General features: G+C 72.2%; 15 protein-coding genes. 10 read left to right on the top strand and 5 right to left on the bottom strand.

Features of this window, described 5'->3' with window-relative positions; translation table 11 throughout:
* Both ACLQ20_RS17665 and ACLQ20_RS17660 read left to right on the top strand, forming a co-directional pair.
* Window positions 1-2,379, top strand: a 2,379-nt coding sequence (locus ACLQ20_RS17665; protein WP_425856606.1) for an ATP-binding protein, incomplete at its 5' end; no start/stop codon positions are given.
* Window positions 2,376-2,930 carry a response regulator gene (locus ACLQ20_RS17660; protein WP_151455014.1) on the top strand — a complete coding sequence of 185 codons (555 nt, stop codon included), beginning with the start codon at window positions 2,376-2,378 and terminating at the stop codon, window positions 2,928-2,930. The genes ACLQ20_RS17665 and ACLQ20_RS17660, both read left to right, overlap by 4 nt.
* A gap of 117 nt (window positions 2,931-3,047) precedes the next feature.
* Here ACLQ20_RS17660 and ACLQ20_RS17655 read toward each other — a convergent pair whose 3' ends face one another.
* Window positions 3,048-3,383, bottom strand: coding sequence for an STAS domain-containing protein (locus tag ACLQ20_RS17655; protein ID WP_121397135.1), 336 nt, complete (start codon window positions 3,381-3,383; stop codon window positions 3,048-3,050).
* Window positions 3,384-3,607: 224 nt separating this feature from the next.
* On the opposite strand from ACLQ20_RS17655, the gene hemL reads away from it, so the two are divergent.
* The 7 genes from hemL (at window position 3,608) to ACLQ20_RS17620 (ending at window position 10,739) form a co-directional block, all read left to right on the top strand.
* Entirely contained in the window at window positions 3,608-4,945 is a 1,338-nt protein-coding gene (hemL, locus tag ACLQ20_RS17650; protein ID WP_358114431.1) for a glutamate-1-semialdehyde 2,1-aminomutase, read from the top strand.
* Between the two features lie 124 nt (window positions 4,946-5,069).
* A complete protein-coding gene (locus ACLQ20_RS17645) occupies window positions 5,070-5,717 on the top strand; it encodes a histidine phosphatase family protein (RefSeq protein ID WP_151455012.1) in 648 nt (215 codons plus the stop codon).
* A complete protein-coding gene (locus tag ACLQ20_RS17640) occupies window positions 5,717-6,292 on the top strand; it encodes a TlpA family protein disulfide reductase (protein WP_151455011.1) in 576 nt (191 codons plus the stop codon). Before ACLQ20_RS17645 ends, ACLQ20_RS17640 begins: the two co-directional genes overlap by 1 nt.
* On the top strand, window positions 6,292-7,158 hold the full coding sequence (locus ACLQ20_RS17635; protein WP_151455010.1) for a cytochrome c biogenesis CcdA family protein: 867 nt from the start codon (window positions 6,292-6,294) through the stop codon (window positions 7,156-7,158). The genes ACLQ20_RS17640 and ACLQ20_RS17635 overlap by 1 nt, the downstream gene beginning before the upstream one ends.
* A complete protein-coding gene (resB, locus tag ACLQ20_RS17630) occupies window positions 7,158-8,822 on the top strand; it encodes a cytochrome c biogenesis protein ResB (RefSeq protein ID WP_151455009.1) in 1,665 nt (554 codons plus the stop codon). Before ACLQ20_RS17635 ends, resB begins: the two co-directional genes overlap by 1 nt.
* Complete coding sequence (gene ccsB / locus ACLQ20_RS17625; RefSeq protein WP_327030236.1) at window positions 8,822-9,799, top strand: c-type cytochrome biogenesis protein CcsB; 978 nt, start codon at window positions 8,822-8,824, stop codon at window positions 9,797-9,799. The genes resB and ccsB overlap by 1 nt, the downstream gene beginning before the upstream one ends.
* Window positions 9,800-10,307: 508 nt before the next feature.
* Window positions 10,308-10,739 (top strand): hypothetical protein, encoded by a 432-nt coding sequence (locus tag ACLQ20_RS17620; RefSeq protein WP_425856597.1) that lies wholly within the window; start codon window positions 10,308-10,310, stop codon window positions 10,737-10,739.
* A gap of 30 nt (window positions 10,740-10,769) precedes the next feature.
* Here ACLQ20_RS17620 and ACLQ20_RS17615 read toward each other — a convergent pair whose 3' ends face one another.
* The 3 genes from ACLQ20_RS17615 to ACLQ20_RS17605 all read right to left on the bottom strand — a co-directional run bounded on the left by ACLQ20_RS17615 (window position 10,770) and on the right by ACLQ20_RS17605 (window position 13,387).
* Entirely contained in the window at window positions 10,770-12,098 is a 1,329-nt protein-coding gene (locus ACLQ20_RS17615; RefSeq protein WP_327030238.1) for a hypothetical protein, read from the bottom strand.
* Window positions 12,098-12,469: a hypothetical protein gene (locus ACLQ20_RS17610; protein WP_425856594.1), complete on the bottom strand. Its 372-nt coding sequence runs from the start codon at window positions 12,467-12,469 to the stop codon at window positions 12,098-12,100. Before ACLQ20_RS17610 ends, ACLQ20_RS17615 begins: the two co-directional genes overlap by 1 nt.
* A 441-nt stretch (window positions 12,470-12,910) precedes the next feature.
* A complete protein-coding gene (locus ACLQ20_RS17605) occupies window positions 12,911-13,387 on the bottom strand; it encodes a MarR family winged helix-turn-helix transcriptional regulator (protein ID WP_151455004.1) in 477 nt (158 codons plus the stop codon).
* Between the two features lie 115 nt (window positions 13,388-13,502).
* On the opposite strand from ACLQ20_RS17605, the gene ACLQ20_RS17600 reads away from it, so the two are divergent.
* Complete coding sequence (locus ACLQ20_RS17600) at window positions 13,503-14,060, top strand: carboxymuconolactone decarboxylase family protein (protein WP_425856591.1); 558 nt, start codon at window positions 13,503-13,505, stop codon at window positions 14,058-14,060.
* 85 nt (window positions 14,061-14,145) lie between these two features.
* Here the strand turns inward: ACLQ20_RS17600 and ACLQ20_RS17595 are convergent, their stop codons facing one another.
* Window positions 14,146-15,495 (bottom strand): hypothetical protein, encoded by a 1,350-nt coding sequence (locus tag ACLQ20_RS17595; protein WP_425856588.1) that lies wholly within the window; start codon window positions 15,493-15,495, stop codon window positions 14,146-14,148.
* Between the last annotated feature and the right edge of the window lie 123 nt (window positions 15,496-15,618).

Genomic DNA, 15,618 nt, shown 5'->3' with positions numbered 1-15,618 from the left:
AACCTGACGTCGCAGGTGCGCAACATCGCCTCGGTCACCACGGCCGTGGCGAAGGGCGACCTGTCGCAGAAGATCACGGTCGACGCCCAGGGCGAGATCCTGGAGCTGAAGTCGACGGTCAACACGATGGTGGACCAGCTGTCGTCGTTCGCCGACGAGGTCACCCGGGTCGCGCGCGAGGTGGGCAGCGAGGGCAAGCTCGGCGGTCAGGCCCAGGTCAAGGGCGTCTCCGGCACGTGGCGCGACCTCACCGAGAACGTCAACCAGCTCGCCTCGACCCTCACCACCCAGCTGCGCGCCATCGCGCAGGTCTCCACCTCGGTGACCCGGGGCGACCTGACCCAGCGGATCGCGGTCAAGGCGCAGGGCGAGGTCGCCGAGCTGAAGGACAACATCAACCAGATGATCGTCACCCTCCGGGAGACGACCAAGAAGAACGCCGAGCAGGGCTGGCTCGACTCGAACCTGGCCCGGATCGGCGGCCTCCTCCAGGGGCAGCGCGACCTCGGCGAGGTCTGCCGCATGATCATGATGGAGGTGACCCCGCTGGTCGACGCGCAGCTCGGCGCGTTCTTCCTGGCGGACACGTCCGAGGGCGTGATGCGGCTGCGGTTGACCGCCTCCTACGGCTACGTCGCCCGGGGGCACGAGGTCACCTTCGGCCCCGGCGAGGGGCTGGTCGGGCAGGCCGCCCTGTCCCGCCGCACCATTCGGATGGGTGGGGCGCCGGACGGCAAGCTGATGCTCCGCTCCGGGCTCGCCGATACCCCGCCGGCCGACCTGGTCGTACTGCCCGTGCTCTTCGAGGGCGAGCTGCTCGGGGTCATCGAGTTCGCCAGCGTGGCGGCCTTCTCCGAGCTGCACCTGTCGTTCCTGGAGCGGCTCGTGCTCACCACCGGCGTCGCCGTCAACACCATCCAGGCCAACCGGCGTACGGAGGAACTGCTCGCGCAGTCGCAGCGGCTCGCCCACGAGATGCAGGAGCAGTCGGCGGAACTCCAGCGCACCAACGCCGAGCTGGAGGACAAGGCGCAGCTGCTCTCGGAGCAGAAGGGCAACATCGAGACGAAGAACCGGGAGATCGAGCTGGCCCGGCTCGGCCTGGAGGAGAAGGCCCAGCAGCTCACGCGGGCGTCGGCATACAAGTCGGAGTTCCTGGCCAACATGAGCCACGAGCTGCGTACGCCGCTGAACTCGCTGCTGCTGCTGGCCCGGCTGCTGGCCGAGAACTCGGAGCAGAACCTCACGCCGAAGCAGATCGAGTTCGCCCGGACGATCCACGGCGCCGGCTCCGACCTGCTGTCGCTGATCGACGACATCCTGGACCTGTCCAAGATCGAGGCGGGGCGGATGGACGTCGAGCCCACCGCCGTCCGGTTCGACGAGATCCGCGGGTACGTGGAGCAGGCGTTCGCGCCGCAGGCCGAGGAGAAGGGCCTGGACTTCCAGGTGCGGATCGGCAAGGACCTGCCGGAGGCGCTGGTCACCGACGCCCAGCGACTCCAGCAGATCCTGCGCAACCTGCTCTCCAACGCGGTCAAGTTCACCGACAACGGGGCGGTGACGCTGCGGATCGCGCCGGCGCCCGACAACACGATCTTCGACGTGCCGGCCCTGACCAACGCGCAGCAGGTCATCGCGTTCACCGTGGTCGACACCGGCATCGGCATCTCCGACGACAAGCTGTCGCTGATCTTCGAGGCGTTCCAGCAGGCCGACGGCACCACCAGCCGTCGCTACGGCGGCACGGGGCTGGGGCTGTCGATCAGCCGGGACCTGGCCCGGCTGCTGGGCGGCAGCATCGTGGTGGCGTCGGCGCCCGGCCAGGGCTCGACGTTCACCCTCTTCGTGCCGGACGTGCTCGCCCCGGACGCGGTGGTCGCGCCGCTGCCGCCGTCACCGGCGCGGGCCGGGCTGCCGTCCTCGCTGCTCATGCCCCCGCCGGAGCTGCCCGAGCCGGCCTCCACACCGGCCACCCGGCGGCTGGAGGGCACCACCGTGCTGATCGTCGACGACGACGTCCGGAACGTCTTCGCGCTGACCAGCGCGTTGGAACTGCACGGCCTGACCGTGTTGTACTCGGACAACGGGGCGGACGGCGTCCGCCTGCTGGCCGAGCATCCGGAGGTGGACATCGTCCTGATGGATGCGATGATGCCCGATCAGGACGGGTACGAGACGACCCGACAGATCAGGCGTAACCACCGGTTCGCCGACCTGCCGATCGTCTTCCTGACCGCCAAGGCCATGCCCGGCGACCGCGAGTCGGCGCTGGCGGCCGGGGGAAGTGACTACATCACCAAGCCCGTCGACCTGGACGAGTTGATCGAACTCATGTCGTCCTGGATCAGCGGCAGCCGAACCGAGGAGAGTTCGTGACCCAGATGGCAAAGGCGCTGCTGGTGGACGACCGCCGGGAGAACCTGATGGCACTGGAGGCGATTCTCCAGGGCCTGCCGGTCCAGTCCGTCGCCGTGGAGAGCGGCGAGGCGGCCCTGAAGCAGCTGCTGGTCGACGACTTCGCGGTGATCCTGCTGGACGCCCAGATGCCGGACATGGACGGTTTCGAGACGGCCAGCCACATCAAGCGCCGCGAGCGTACGCGGCACGTGCCGATCATCTTCCTCACCGCCGCCGACCGGGACGCCCAGCTCGCGCTGCGCGGTTACGCGGTCGGCGCGGTCGACTACCTGACCAAGCCGTTCGACCCGTGGGTGCTGCGGGCCAAGGTGTCGGTCTTCGTCGAGCTGTGGGTGAAGACCCGGCAGCTCGCCGCCCAGTCGGATCTGGTGCGGGACCGGGACGCGCAGCTGCGGGTGCTGACCGACGCGGTCGACGAGGCCACCGCGATGCTGCGCCTCGACGATCAGGATTCCCGCGACCGCGCGGTGCAGCTCCTGGAGCAGGCCCGCTGGGGCAACACCCCCTGACCCAGGTATCGGAACCACGCCGGGCGGGCTGAGGTGCGATCTTGGTAGCTGGCGGCCCCCTGAGGGGCCGTAACTCGCCAAGATCGCGCCGCGCCTGTGCCGCGGGTGGGCGGGGAGTCAGCCCGTGGTCTGGTCGTTGCGGATCATCAGGGCGCTGCGCAGGCCGGTGATGTCCAGGACGCGGAGCAGGAAGTCGCCGACGTTGGTCAGGATCAGCAGGCTCTGCGCGTGGCTGGCCTTGCGGCTGAGCACGACGAGGGTGCCCAGGCCCTGTGAGTCGCAGAAGGTGACCCCGCCGAGGTCGAGCACGATGCGCGGCGGCGGGTCGGCGAGGACCTCGTTGACGACGGTCGACAGCTGGGCGGCCGTGAGCATGTCGATCTCACCGGCCAGGCGAAGCACAGCTTCGTCGCCCGTCCGGTGTAGCGTGATGGACAGTTCGGCACGATCCACCGGGTCAGCCTAGCGCGATCCGGGCCACCCGGCCCGTCGAGCGGTGGCGACCGAGCCGACCGGGCGCGGCGACCACGCTCCCGAGGAGGTCGGGAACGGGGACGTCCCGCGCCGCGGACGTGACGCCGCCGGGACGGCGGTGAGGGCCGACCCGGGTGAGCCTGGTAACCCCGGTACGGGGTGCCTGCCGATTCGCCGCCCGACGCTGACACAATGGCGGCATCGTGACCGATATGTTTCCCGCCGGATCCGGCCGCTACCCGGCCGAAGCACCGGCCTCCGAGGCCCTGTTCGACCGCGCCAAGGCCATCGTGCCCGGCGGGGTGAACTCTCCCGTGCGCGCGTTCCGTGCCGTCGGCGGCACGCCGCGCTTCATGGTCCGGGGCGAGGGGCCCTGGCTCTACGACGCCGACGACCGGCGCTACGTCGACCTGGTCTCCTCCTGGGGCCCGCTGATCCTCGGCCACGCGCACCCGGAGGTCGTGGACGCGATCCGGTCGGCCGCGACCCGGGGCACCAGCTTCGGCACCCCCACCCCGGGCGAGGTCGAGCTGGCCGCCGAGATCGTCGACCGCACGCCGGTCGAGCAGGTCCGGCTGGTCAACTCCGGCACCGAGGCCACCATGTCGGCGATCCGGCTGGCACGCGGCTTCACCGGCCGCCCCCGGATCATCAAGTTCTCCGGCTGCTACCACGGGCACTCCGACGGCCTGCTGGCCGCCGCCGGCTCGGGCGTGGCCACCCTCGGCCTGCCCGACTCGCCGGGCGTGACGGGCGCGGCGGCCGGTGACACGATCGTGCTGCCGTACAACGACGTCGCCGCCGTGGAGCAGGCGTTCGCCGCCGAGGGCCAGCACATCGCCGCGATCATCACCGAGGCCGCCGCCGGCAACATGGGCGTGGTCGCCCCGCGCGACGGCTTCAACTCGCAGCTCGCCCGGATCGCGCACGCGCACGGGGCGCTGCTCATCGTCGACGAGGTGATGACCGGGTTCCGGGTCTCCCGCGCCGGCTGGCACGGCCTCGACCCCTCCGACGCCGACCTGTGGACGTACGGCAAGGTCATGGGTGGTGGGCTGCCGGCCGCGGCGTTCGGCGGGCGCGCGGAGATCATGGAGCGACTGGCCCCCGCCGGCCCGGTCTACCAGGCCGGCACCCTCTCCGGTAACCCGCTGGCCTGCGCCGCCGGCCTGGCCACCCTGCGGCTGGCCGACGACGCGCTCTACCGCAAGCTCGACGACACGGCCGCCGTCGTGGGCAGGCTCGCCGCGGAGGCGCTCGCCGCCGCCGGGGTCCCGCACCGGCTGTCGTACGCGGGCAACATGTTCTCGGTCTTCTTCACCGACGCCGACGTGGTCGACTACGACAGCGCCCGCACCCAGCAGGTGCCGGCGTTCAAGGCGTTCTTCCACGCGATGCTCGCGGGCGGCGTCTACCTGCCGCCGAGCGCGTTCGAGGCGTGGTTCGTGTCTGCGGCGCTGGACGACGCCGCTCTGGAGCAGATCGCCGCCGCCCTGCCGGTGGCGGCCAACGCTGCGGCAGCGGCCGGTCACGGGGGGTAGCAGTGAGTGCGAGGAGTGAGCCGGGTCTGCGAGCCCCGCAGTCGCGAACGAAGGGCGTAGCGGTGAGTGCGAGGAGTGAGCCGGGTCTGCGAGCCCCGCAGTCGCGAACGAAGGGGACGCAGCGTTGAGCAAGACGGTGGTCCACGTGCTGCGGCACGGCGAGGTACACAACCCGGACGGCATTCTCTACGGCCGGCTGCCGGGCTTCCGGCTCTCCGAACTCGGCGTGCAGATGGCCAAGGCCGCCGCGCAGGGGCTGGCCGAGCGGGAGGTCGTGCACGTGGTGGCCAGCCCGTTGGAGCGCGCCCAGCAAACGGCCGAGCCGATCGCCGCGCAGTTCGGGCTGCCGGTCGGCGCGGACGAGCGGCTCATCGAGAGCGCCAACTGGTTCGAGGGCAAGAAGGTCTCGCCCGGCGACGGCTCGTTCCGCGACCCGCGTAACTGGTGGGTGCTGCGGGACCCGGTCACCCCGTCCTGGGGCGAGGCCTACCGGGCCATCGCGGAGCGGATGTTCGCCGCCCTGCACGCCGCCCGGGTGGCGGCCGAGGGGCGCGAGGCCGTGCTGGTCTCCCACCAGCTGCCGATCTGGACGCTGCGCCGCCACGTCGAGCGCAAGCGGCTCTGGCACGACCCGCGCAAGCGCCAGTGCGGGCTGGCCAGCCTCACCTCCTTCCACTTCGACGGCGCCAAGGTGGTCGGCATCGGCTACTCCGAGCCGGCCGCGCACCTGATCGCGATGTCGCCGACAGCCAGGACGGCCAAGGGGGCCTGATGAACGCCCGGAGGTTGACCGCGGGTCTGCTCGCCGCCGTCGTGACGGTGGCGCTGGCCGGCTGCTCGTCGCGCGACCGCGAGGAGGCGTGTGACAACTCCGGCGGCATCATCGAGTGCGCCCCCGACCAGCGCTCGGCCGCCCCGAAGCTCGCCGGTGAGCTGCTCACCGGCGGCAGCCACGACGTGGCGAGGGACCGGGGCCAGGTCGTGGTGGTCAACTTCTGGGGCTCGTGGTGCGCGCCGTGCCGGGCGGAGGCGGACGACCTGGAGAACACGTACCAGGCCACGAAGGCCTCCGGGGTGACGTTCCTGGGCATCAACATCCAGGACCAGCGGGACAAGGCGCTCGCCTTCGAGGAGAGCTTCAAGGTCACCTACCCGAGCCTCTTCGACCCGCCGAGCCGGCTGGCGCTCGCCCTGGACATCCCGCCGAACACCATCCCGGCCACCGTCGTGCTGGACCGCGACGGCCGGATCGCCGTGGTGATCCGCGCGGCGGTGAAGCAGGAGGGCCTCCAGCCCATCGTCGAGCGGATCGCGGCCGAGAAACCCGCCCCCAACGGTTCCCGCTGATGGGCGAGACGTTCTCCGAACTCGCCCAGTCGGGTCCGCTGCTGCTCGCCATCGGCGCGGCGGCGCTCGCGGGGCTGGTCAGCTTCCTCTCCCCGTGCGTGCTCCCGCTGGTGCCGGGCTACCTGTCGTACGTCACCGGCCTCGCCGGCGCCGACCTCGAAACCCGTCGCCCGCAGGTCAGGAAGGACCCCCCGTCAACGGATCCGGTAGCGGAAGGGTCCCTTCCTGACACCGAGGGCGGCGGCGGGGTGGCGGTGCGGGAGCGCGCCGAACCGACGAGGGCCGCGGTCAAGGGCCGGGTGCTCGCCGGCACGCTGCTCTTCATCGCCGGCTTCACCGTCGTCTTCACCGCCACCGCGATCCTCTTCGCCAGCGTCGGCCGGGTCTTCTTCGAGTACGAGCGGACGCTGGAGATCGTCATAGGCGCGCTGATCGTCGTGCTCGGGCTGAGCTACCTCGGGCTGGTCCCCGGGTTGCAGCGGGAGTTCCGGATCCAGCGGCTGCCCGCCGCCGGGCTGCTCGGCGCGCCGGTGTTCGGCGCGGTCTTCGCGCTCAGCTGGGTGCCCTGCGCCGGCCCGACGATCGGCGCGGTGTTGGGCATGGCCGGCGTCGGCGGGCAGACCGACCGGGCCGTGGTGCTCGCCCTGGCGTACTGCCTGGGGCTGGGGGTGCCGTTCGTCGTCTTCGGGCTGGGCTTCGAGCGGCTGCTCGGGGTGTTCCGCGCGGTCCGGCGCAACAGCCGGTGGGTCACCCGGTTGGGCGGGGCGCTGCTGATCCTGATCGGCCTCGCGCTGGTCACCGGCGGCTGGACGAACTTCGTGATCTGGTTGCAGACCACCGTCGGGGCGGGCGAGGTGAGCATCTGATGACTGCCGTCGACGAGCGGCCGGCACCGCCGGCCGAGGCGCCCCGGCGCCGACCCAACCGCCTGCTGGCCCTGCTGCGCAACTCGTGGCGGCAGCTCACCAGCATGCGTACGGCCCTGGTGTTGCTCTTCCTGCTCGCGGTGGCCGCCATTCCCGGCTCGGTGCTGCCGCAGCGCGGGGTCAACCCGGAGGACGTGCGGGACTACTTCACCGCGCACCCCGACCTGGCCCCGGTGCTGGACCGGATCGGCGCCTTCGAGGCGTTCGGCTCGGTCTGGTTCTCCGCGATCTACCTGCTGCTCTTCACCTCGCTGATCGGCTGCATCACGCCCCGGCTGCGCGACCACGTGCGGGCGCTGCGGGCGAAGCCGCCGGCCGCGCCGAGGCGGCTGGACCGGCTGCCGCAGCACACCGTGCTGTCCGCGCCCGAGGGGGGCGCGGCGGCGATCGCGGAGGTGCTGCGCCGGCGGCGCTGGCGGGTGGTGGTCCGCGGCGACGAGGTCTCCGCCGAGAAGGGCTACCTCAAGGAGACCGGCAACCTGCTCTTCCACAGCTCGTTGGTGCTCGTGCTGGTCGGCGTCGCGCTCGGCTCCTGGTACGGCTGGAGCGGCAACAAGCTGCTGGTGGCCGGCAAGGACAACGCGTTCTGCAACACCCGCCAGCAGTACGCCGAGAGCAAGCTCGGCCCCCGCGTCAGCAGCGCCGACCTGCCGGGCTTCTGCATCCAGCTCGACGACTTCGACGCCCGGTTCCTGGAGTCCGGTCAGCCGGACTTCTACGAGGCCAAGGTGACCGTGGACGAGGTCGGCGGCGAGCGGGGGCCGGCCGAATTCTCGGTCAACTCCCCGCTGCGCCTCGACGGCGCGAACGTCTACCTGCTGGGCCACGGCTATGCCCCGGTGATCCGCTACACCGACAAGTTCGGCCAGTCCCAGACCAGCAACTTCCCGTTCCTGACGACCGGCGATGTCGGGTTGACCAGCGAGGGGCTGGCGGCGTTCCCGGACATCAACGTGGATCCGGCCACGGGGGAGCGGGATGCGAACACGCAGATGGCCTTCTCCGGTCTCTACCTGCCGACGGCGCCGGCCGCCGCGCCCTTCGCCCGCTCCGAGTACCCGACGGAGCGGAATCCCGCGCTGAACCTCGTCGCCTACCGGGGCAACCTGGGCATGGACGCCGGCATCCCCGGCTCGGTCTACAAGCTGGACCAGCGGCAGGTGGATGCCGGCAAGGTCAAGGAGGTCGGCACGAAGCTGCTCCGCAAGGGCGAGACCTGGAAGCTGGATGACGGCACCACGCTCGAGTTCCTGGGCACCGTGCCGTACATCACGCTGTCGGTCCGGTACGACCCCGGCTCGACGTTGCTGCTGGTCAGCTCCGCCGTCCTGCTGGTCGGGCTGATGGGCTCGCTGTTCGGGCGGCGTCGCCGGGTCTTCTTCCGGGTGCTGCCGGCCGGTGCCGCCGACCCCACGAGTGGATCTCCGACGAGCGGTAGTAGTTTGGTCGAGGCCGGTGGCCTGCCGCGCACCGACCATCCCGGGTTCGCCGACGAGTTCGCGCAGCTCGTGGCCGCCGTCGGCGGCGACGGGCGGTCGGACGAGGAGGCCGGTGTCGACCGCGACGGCGGCGACCGGGCCGGAGCGCGAGAAGGAGCCGAGTGATGTCCGCACTCTCCGACCAGCTGGTGTCGTTCGCGATCCTGGCGTACCTGATCGCGATGATCAGCCACGCCGTCGAGTACGCGCTGGGCAACTCCCGCGCCCGGGTCGCCGCGGCACCCGCCCGCGAGCTGGTCGGCGCCGGCGTCGGCGCGGCCGGGGGCAGCACCCCCGACGCGCCCGCCGAAACCGGCGCGGCGGCGGCCGAGCGTACGGCCCGACGCGCCCGGCTGGGCGGCCTGGTCGCCGTCGCGGCCACCGCGCTCGGGGCGCTGCTGCACCTCGGGGCGCTGGTCACGCGCGGTCTCGCCGCGGACCGGATGCCCTGGGGCAACATGTACGAGTTCGTGCTCACGGGCACCTGGATCGGGGTCGCCGCCTGGCTGGTGGTGCTCTGGAAGCGGCCGCAGCTGCGCCGCCTCGGGCTGTTCATGTCGCTGGTGATGGTGCTGCTGGTGGCGACCGCCGAGCTGGTGCTCTACACCCCGATCGTGCCGCTGGTGCCGGCGCTCAACTCGTACTGGTTCGTCATCCACGTCTCGACGATCGTCTTCGCCTCCGGCATCTTCCTGCTGGGCGCGGTGCCGGCGGTGGCGTTCCTGATGCGCTCCGGCTACGAGCAGGGTCGCCGCAGCTTCCCGTACACGCTGGCGAAGCGGCTGCCGGCGGCGGCGGCGCTGGAGCGGCTGACCTTCGTGCTGCACGCCTTCGCGTTCCCGGTCTTCACCTTCGCGGTGATCGCCGGGGCGATCTGGGCCGAGGCGGCCTGGGGGCGGCCGTGGGGCTGGGACCCGAAGGAGACCTGGTCGTTCATCTCCTGGGTGATCTACGCCGGCTACCTGCACGCCCGGGCCACCCCGAGCATGAAGCGGAACGTCGCGACCTGGCTCGCCGTCGTCGGCTTCCTCACCATGCTGATGAACCTCTTCGGCGTGAACATCTTCTTCGAGGGCCTGCACTCCTACGGCGGCCTGGACTGAGCCAGTCCCTGCAAGACGTATAACGCGTCGCGAGCGGCCGTCGGCGTCAGGGCAAGACCCTGCTGCTGTACGAGCTGGCCCGCGCCACGGAGGGCTTCTACTTCGGGGCGACCGAGGCGACGCAGGCGGACTCGTTGCGGCGTCTGGGCGAGGCGCTCGGTCGGCACACGGGCGCTCCCGGGCCGGTGCACCTCGCGGACTGGGCGAGCGCGGTCGACGCACTGCTGGCCCTCGGCCGGGACCGCCCGGTCACGGTGGTGGTCGACGAGTTCCCCTACCTGGCTCGGGCGAGCCGGGACCTGCCGTCGGTGATCCAGCACGCGCTCACCCCCGGCCGGGCCGAGCGCACCGCCTCCCGTACCCGTCTCCTGCTGTGTGGTTCGGCGCTCTCGTTCATGGGTGGGCTGCTGGCCGGCTCCGCGCCGCTGCACGGGCGAGCCGGGCTGGAGTTGCCCGTCGCGCCCCTGGACTACCGGTCGGCCGCGGCGTTCTGGGATTCGACGATCCGTTGCTCGCCGCCCAGGTGTTCGCCATTGTCGGAGGCACGCCGGCCTACCGCCGCGAGTACGTGCAGGACGACACGCCCGACGGGCGGGACGACTTCGACGACTGGGTCGTGCGGGCGGTCCTCAATCCTGCCCGCCCGCTGTTCCGCGAGGCGCGCTACCTCGTCGCCCTTGGCGAGTCGCCGCTCGTGGACGGTCCGCGTCCCCTGCTCGCCATCGGCGCAGTCAAGTGGGGCCGGCTGCTCGGCCGGCCCCACCTGGATCGACTGGAGCGGGCGCGCGAGCTGCTCGTCGCCCGCCCCGGGCTCGACGCGCGCGGCGCGCGGCTGCTGCTGGCCAGCGCCGAGGGATTCACCGCCGAACTGCGGCAGCTCGCCGCCCACCGACCCGATGTGGTGCTGGTCGGTCCTGACCGGCTCTACTCCGGCGCGTAGGCGCGAGACCGAGAAGCCGCGACCGGGCGGTCAGGCCACGTCGTCCAACTGCCGCCGGACGAGCCGTTCGGTGGCGGTGGCCCCCGTCGGTTGCAACCCGGCGCCGGCGTTCTGCGCCTGGACGTCGATGGTCACCGCGATCCGGTCCGTACCCGCGATGATCATCTCGAAGATCTTGGCGAACCGTACCTCCATCTCCTTGCCGTCGTCGCCGGTCATCACCAGTCGGCTGCCGTGCGTCGCCTCGTGCAACTGCCGCATGCGCAGGCCGGTGATGTCCTTGTAGCGGAAGTCGAAGGCGTCGGCGTTCGACACGATGCACTTGACGAAGTCCCACTCGCAGGAGAAGACCGAGATGCGGGTCTGCCCGAGGAGCAGGATGACGAACTTGTACCGCGAGAACCGACGGATGCCGTCCTTTCCCACCGCCTGTTCGGTGGGCGAGGCGGGACCGATGACGAGTTGCGGCTCGCAGATCAAATCGTCCAGTTCGCGGTCGAGGTGCCGGAGGGCGTGATCGAGAACGCCGAACTTGTCGAAGTGCAGCCACACGTCCATCTGCTCGTCGCTGGGCTTCGGCTCGGCCGCTGCCAGGTCACGCTCGTACGTCGACGTGAGCGCGTTGTACTGGCCGTATCCCTTGACCAGCAGGACGAGGCCGCCCACACCCACGAGCACCGCGAGGCAGAGGTAACCCGACTCCGACAACGACGCGAGCACGAGGATCAGCGCGAGGGCCAACCCGATGCCGCCGGCGACCATCATGGCCTGCGCGCCACCGGTCGCGGGCGGCACGGGCGTGCGGACGAAGTACTTGCGTACGTTCGGCTTGCGTTCCTCGATGCCGGCCTGCGCCACGGCGACGGTGGCCTGCCACAGCCGGTTCTCGCGGTTGCCGAGGAAGGGGGCGATCTCGGCCGCGTGCACCGGGTCGATGTCGCCGGCTCCGGCCTCGATGTCGGCGACGGACGGGCCGGGGTCGTGGCGGTCGGCGTAGTGGTCGCGCTTGACGGCCACCCAGAGGGCGCGGACGTGCGCCGCGGCGGGGTCGATCTGGAGTGCCCTGCCCAGGTGCTCCTCCACCCGGGCCATCACCTGCTGCGCCTCGCGACCCATCCGGCTGGGCCGTCTGCCGCCGAGGAGCGCGAGGGCCAGGTAGTAGTGCGGGTCGGCGCCCTTCGCCCCCTTGGCGATCGCCTCGGTGAAGTATTCGGCCGCCCTCTTGTACAGCCGTTCGGCGACGGCCCGCCGCCCGTAGGCCATCAGCTGCTGCGGCCCGTCGGACTTGTTGATGTGCACGTTGTCGGCGTTGATCTGGGCGCCGAAGACGCGCTGGCCGTGCTGGTCGAAGGTGGTCATCAGGAAGCCCCGCCCAACGAGTTCCAGATGGTCGCCATCGCCCCGCCGATCACCGCCAGCGGTGCCGCCGCCTGCAACACCTCGATGGCCCGCCGCAGCCGTCGCGAGGCCTCGCGTTGGTCGTCGCGGGTCAGGCTCCGGCGGGCGCCGTGCAGGTCGTCGACGACGGTGCGGCCGACCTGCGGGTCGAGGGCGCCGCTGGCCGTGGCCTGCTCCACCGCCCTCAGGACGGCCTCCAGTCGAGGGACGAGCTCCGTCTGGCCGGCGTTGTCGGGCAGGCGTTCGAAGGTGCTGTCCCGCAGATCGATGGTTTCGGCGTTGAACTGCTGATCCACGCGCTGGTTCTGCTGATTGAAGGTGGCCATCGCCAACCGTCACCCCGATCTTGCTCCGATGGAAAATGTTTCGGATGGTGGTGACGGAACCATTGGAATTGTCTGCGGGCAATGTCGGAAGATTTACGCTGCCGGGCGGATCCGGCGGAGCCCGACTGAACGGCGGGCAATTCCGCATGGACGGTGCTGGCCGCGTTCGCACGCGGTGTGTTAGCGGGTGGCCGAAAGGCCTATGACCGGCTCGGGCGTCCCGGGAAAGGCGCCTGTCGGCGGGTGGGCCGGGTCGGTCCGCGGGGCCGCGGGGGCGCACCGTTCGGGCTTCGACCGTTCGGGCGACGGCGACCGGGGGTCTTGACGGCGGGCGGCCGTGCTGCTGCCGGCCCCACCCGACGCCTGCCCGCTCCCGGCTCCGGGCGGGTGCTACCCGGGAACGGGTCGGTGGAGCCCCGCCCCGGCCGCGAACGCCAGGGGACGGGGTCAGCCGCCGAACCAGCCGGGCACGTCGAGGCGGAACGGGTTGGCCGGGGTGACCGCGCGCAGGTCGTCCTCCAGGGCGGCGACCCGGTCGGGGCCGAGCGTGGCGGCCCACCGCTGCCGGAGCTGGTCGAAGACGGCCGCCGAGCGGCGCAGGCCGTCCAGGCCGTGCGGGGTCGCCCGGACCAGCTTGCGCCGGGCGTCGCGCGGGTCGTCGGCGCGCTCCAGGTAGCCGAGGGCGACGAGCCGGTCCACCGTCTTGCCGGCCGCCTGCTTGGAGACGCCGAGCCGCTGGCCCAGCTCGGTGGCGGTGGTGCCGTCGGCGCCGACGGCCTGGAGGACGAAGCCGTGCAGCGGTCGCAGCTCCGGGTGCCCCTGCCGGGCCAGCTCCGCGTGCAGGTCGTCGATGAGCGTACGGAAGCCGGCCAGCAGCAGCAGGGGCAGCAGGAAGCCGGGCCGGTCGGGGTCAGCCGTTGCCACGTTCGACAACCTCGTTTACTATTTCGACAACCACGTTGACGATCCTACGTCACGCGCGGCGCGTCGCCGATCGGGCCGCGCCGGCCGCCCCCGAACCCCCGAGAGCAGGTCTCCCGTGCCCCCGTTCACCGCGCACACCGCCGACACCGCACCCGCCGCCGCCCGGCCGACCATCGAGGGCGTACGCCGCAGGCTCGGGCACCTGCCCGCCGCCGTCGGCCTGATGGCCGAGTCCCCGGAGCTGCTCACCGGCTTCCTCACCGTCAACGGCATCTTCGAGAAGTGCGCCCTCGACCCGGTCGAGCGGGAGGTCGTCGTCATGACGGTCGCCACCCGCAACGAGTGCCACCTCTGCGTCGCCATGCACACCGCCGCCCTCACCCGGCACGGCGCGACGCCCGAGCTGGTCGACGCGCTGCGCGCCGGCATGCCGCTGCCCGACGACCGGCTGGAGGCGCTGCGGTGCTTCACCCTCGCCGTGCTCGACCACCGGGGCGCGGTGCCCGAGGACGGGACCGCCGCCTTCCTGGCCGCCGGCTACCAGCCCCGGCACGCCCTGGACGTGGTGCTCGGCGTCGGCACGTACACCATCTCCACTCTCGCCAACCGGCTCACCAGCGCCCCGCTCGACGAGCCCCTGGCCGCGTACGCCTGGAAGCCGGCCGCCCGCTGACGCACCTGGGCAGCCGAGGGCGGGGGTAGGCCGGCCACGGCTTGCCCGAGGCCGGCCCACCTCCGTCGAAGGCGCGGTCGTCCGGTCAGCCGAGGGTGACCGGGGCGGTGTTGTCGGCCGGATCGTCGTCCGGACGCGGGTAGTCGTAGTACGACCTGACTTCGCCGGGGGTGCCGGCGGGCCCGTCGATCCGCAGGTCGAACGGGACCGTGAAGCTCTGCCCGGCGGGGAACACGGCCCCCAGCCAGCAGACCCAGGACGTCGGAGCGCCGCCCTCGTCGTCGCCGGTCGGCGAGCAGCCGGGCGGGGTGGCCAGCACGGTCACGCCGGCCGGTGGGGTGAAGAGGAACCCGCCGGCGTTGCCACCGGAGACGGTGCCGTCCGGCACACCCGGACCGTCGTTGCGGATTCCCACGCTCACCCGCACGGTGGCACCGACGGCACCGGTGACGGTGGCGCCCACGGCGACGACGTCGAAGGCGCCGTGGATGTCGCGCAGGTAGGTCCCGCCGCCGGGGCCGGTGGCGGTGACCGGATCGAGCGTCCCACCGACCGGCCGCAGCCGGAGCGCGCGGTCGGCCTCCCGGCGGGTCAGCCGCACGTTGCCGGGCAGCGGCCCCGCGGTGGCCAGCGGCTCCACGAACTGGGTGATGCGCTTGTCGCCGAGGGCGGCCGGGCCGACCGTGGTGGCGAAGCCGTTGCGCAGTTCGTGCCGGATCCCGGGCGCGAACGTGCCCCGCACTGTGCAGACCACCACCGTGGCGAGCACGGGATCGGTGCCGTACCGGCAGTTCCGGTAGCTGGCCGGGTGCAGGCCGACCGGAAAGCGGAAAGTCACCCGCAGATCCTCGGCCGGCTGGTCACCGGCGTTGACCACGGCCACGGGCACGGCGTGGACGTCACCGACCTCGGCGCCCGAGACGTACTCGTCGACCAGGTCGAGAACGTCGGCACCGGAGCGCACGCTGACGGTCGCCTGCTGGGTGTACGGCTCCAGCCCGTCGGCCCGCACCGTGTAGTCCAGCGTGCCGGTCGCGCCGCCGACGGCGCCCGGGGCGGCGCGGAACACCACCGGCACCGTGCCGTTGACGGTGCCGTACTCGTCCGGGGTCGCCTCCGGCGGCATCGGGCAGGTCACCGAGGTGCCCTCGGTGACGCACCAGCTGGGGAAGCTGGCCGTGGCGACACCGGCGAGACCGCTCAGGTCGACGGTGACCCGGGGGGCGGTCGCGCCGCTGCTGCTCAGGTCCAGCGGTGCCGACCGGCCGGGCGCGCCGGCCGCGCCGACGGTGAGGTCGTTGAGCCAGCCGCTGACCCAACCGGGGTCGGTTTGCGCGGCGGCCGGGCCGGCCACCGTGCCGGCGCCCGCCGTGACCACGGCCAGCACCGTAAGGGCGCGCAGCACGCTGCGGCGCGGGAAGCGCACAGTTGTCATCGATCTCCTTCGTGGGGTGGGCCGGTCCGCGGAGCCGCGGCGGGGCGTCACCGCCGGCCCGGTCGGCGGACCTGATCCTAGTGAGCGCCAGCCGCCCGATCCGGCCCGCCGGAGCGACAACGT

This window comes from Micromonospora sp. DT46 (assembly GCF_049841735.1).
Classification (GTDB): domain Bacteria; phylum Actinomycetota; class Actinomycetes; order Mycobacteriales; family Micromonosporaceae; genus Micromonospora; species Micromonospora reichwaldensis.
Note: the sequence above shows the minus strand (reverse complement) of the source record. Positions and strands in the feature narration are given on the sequence as shown.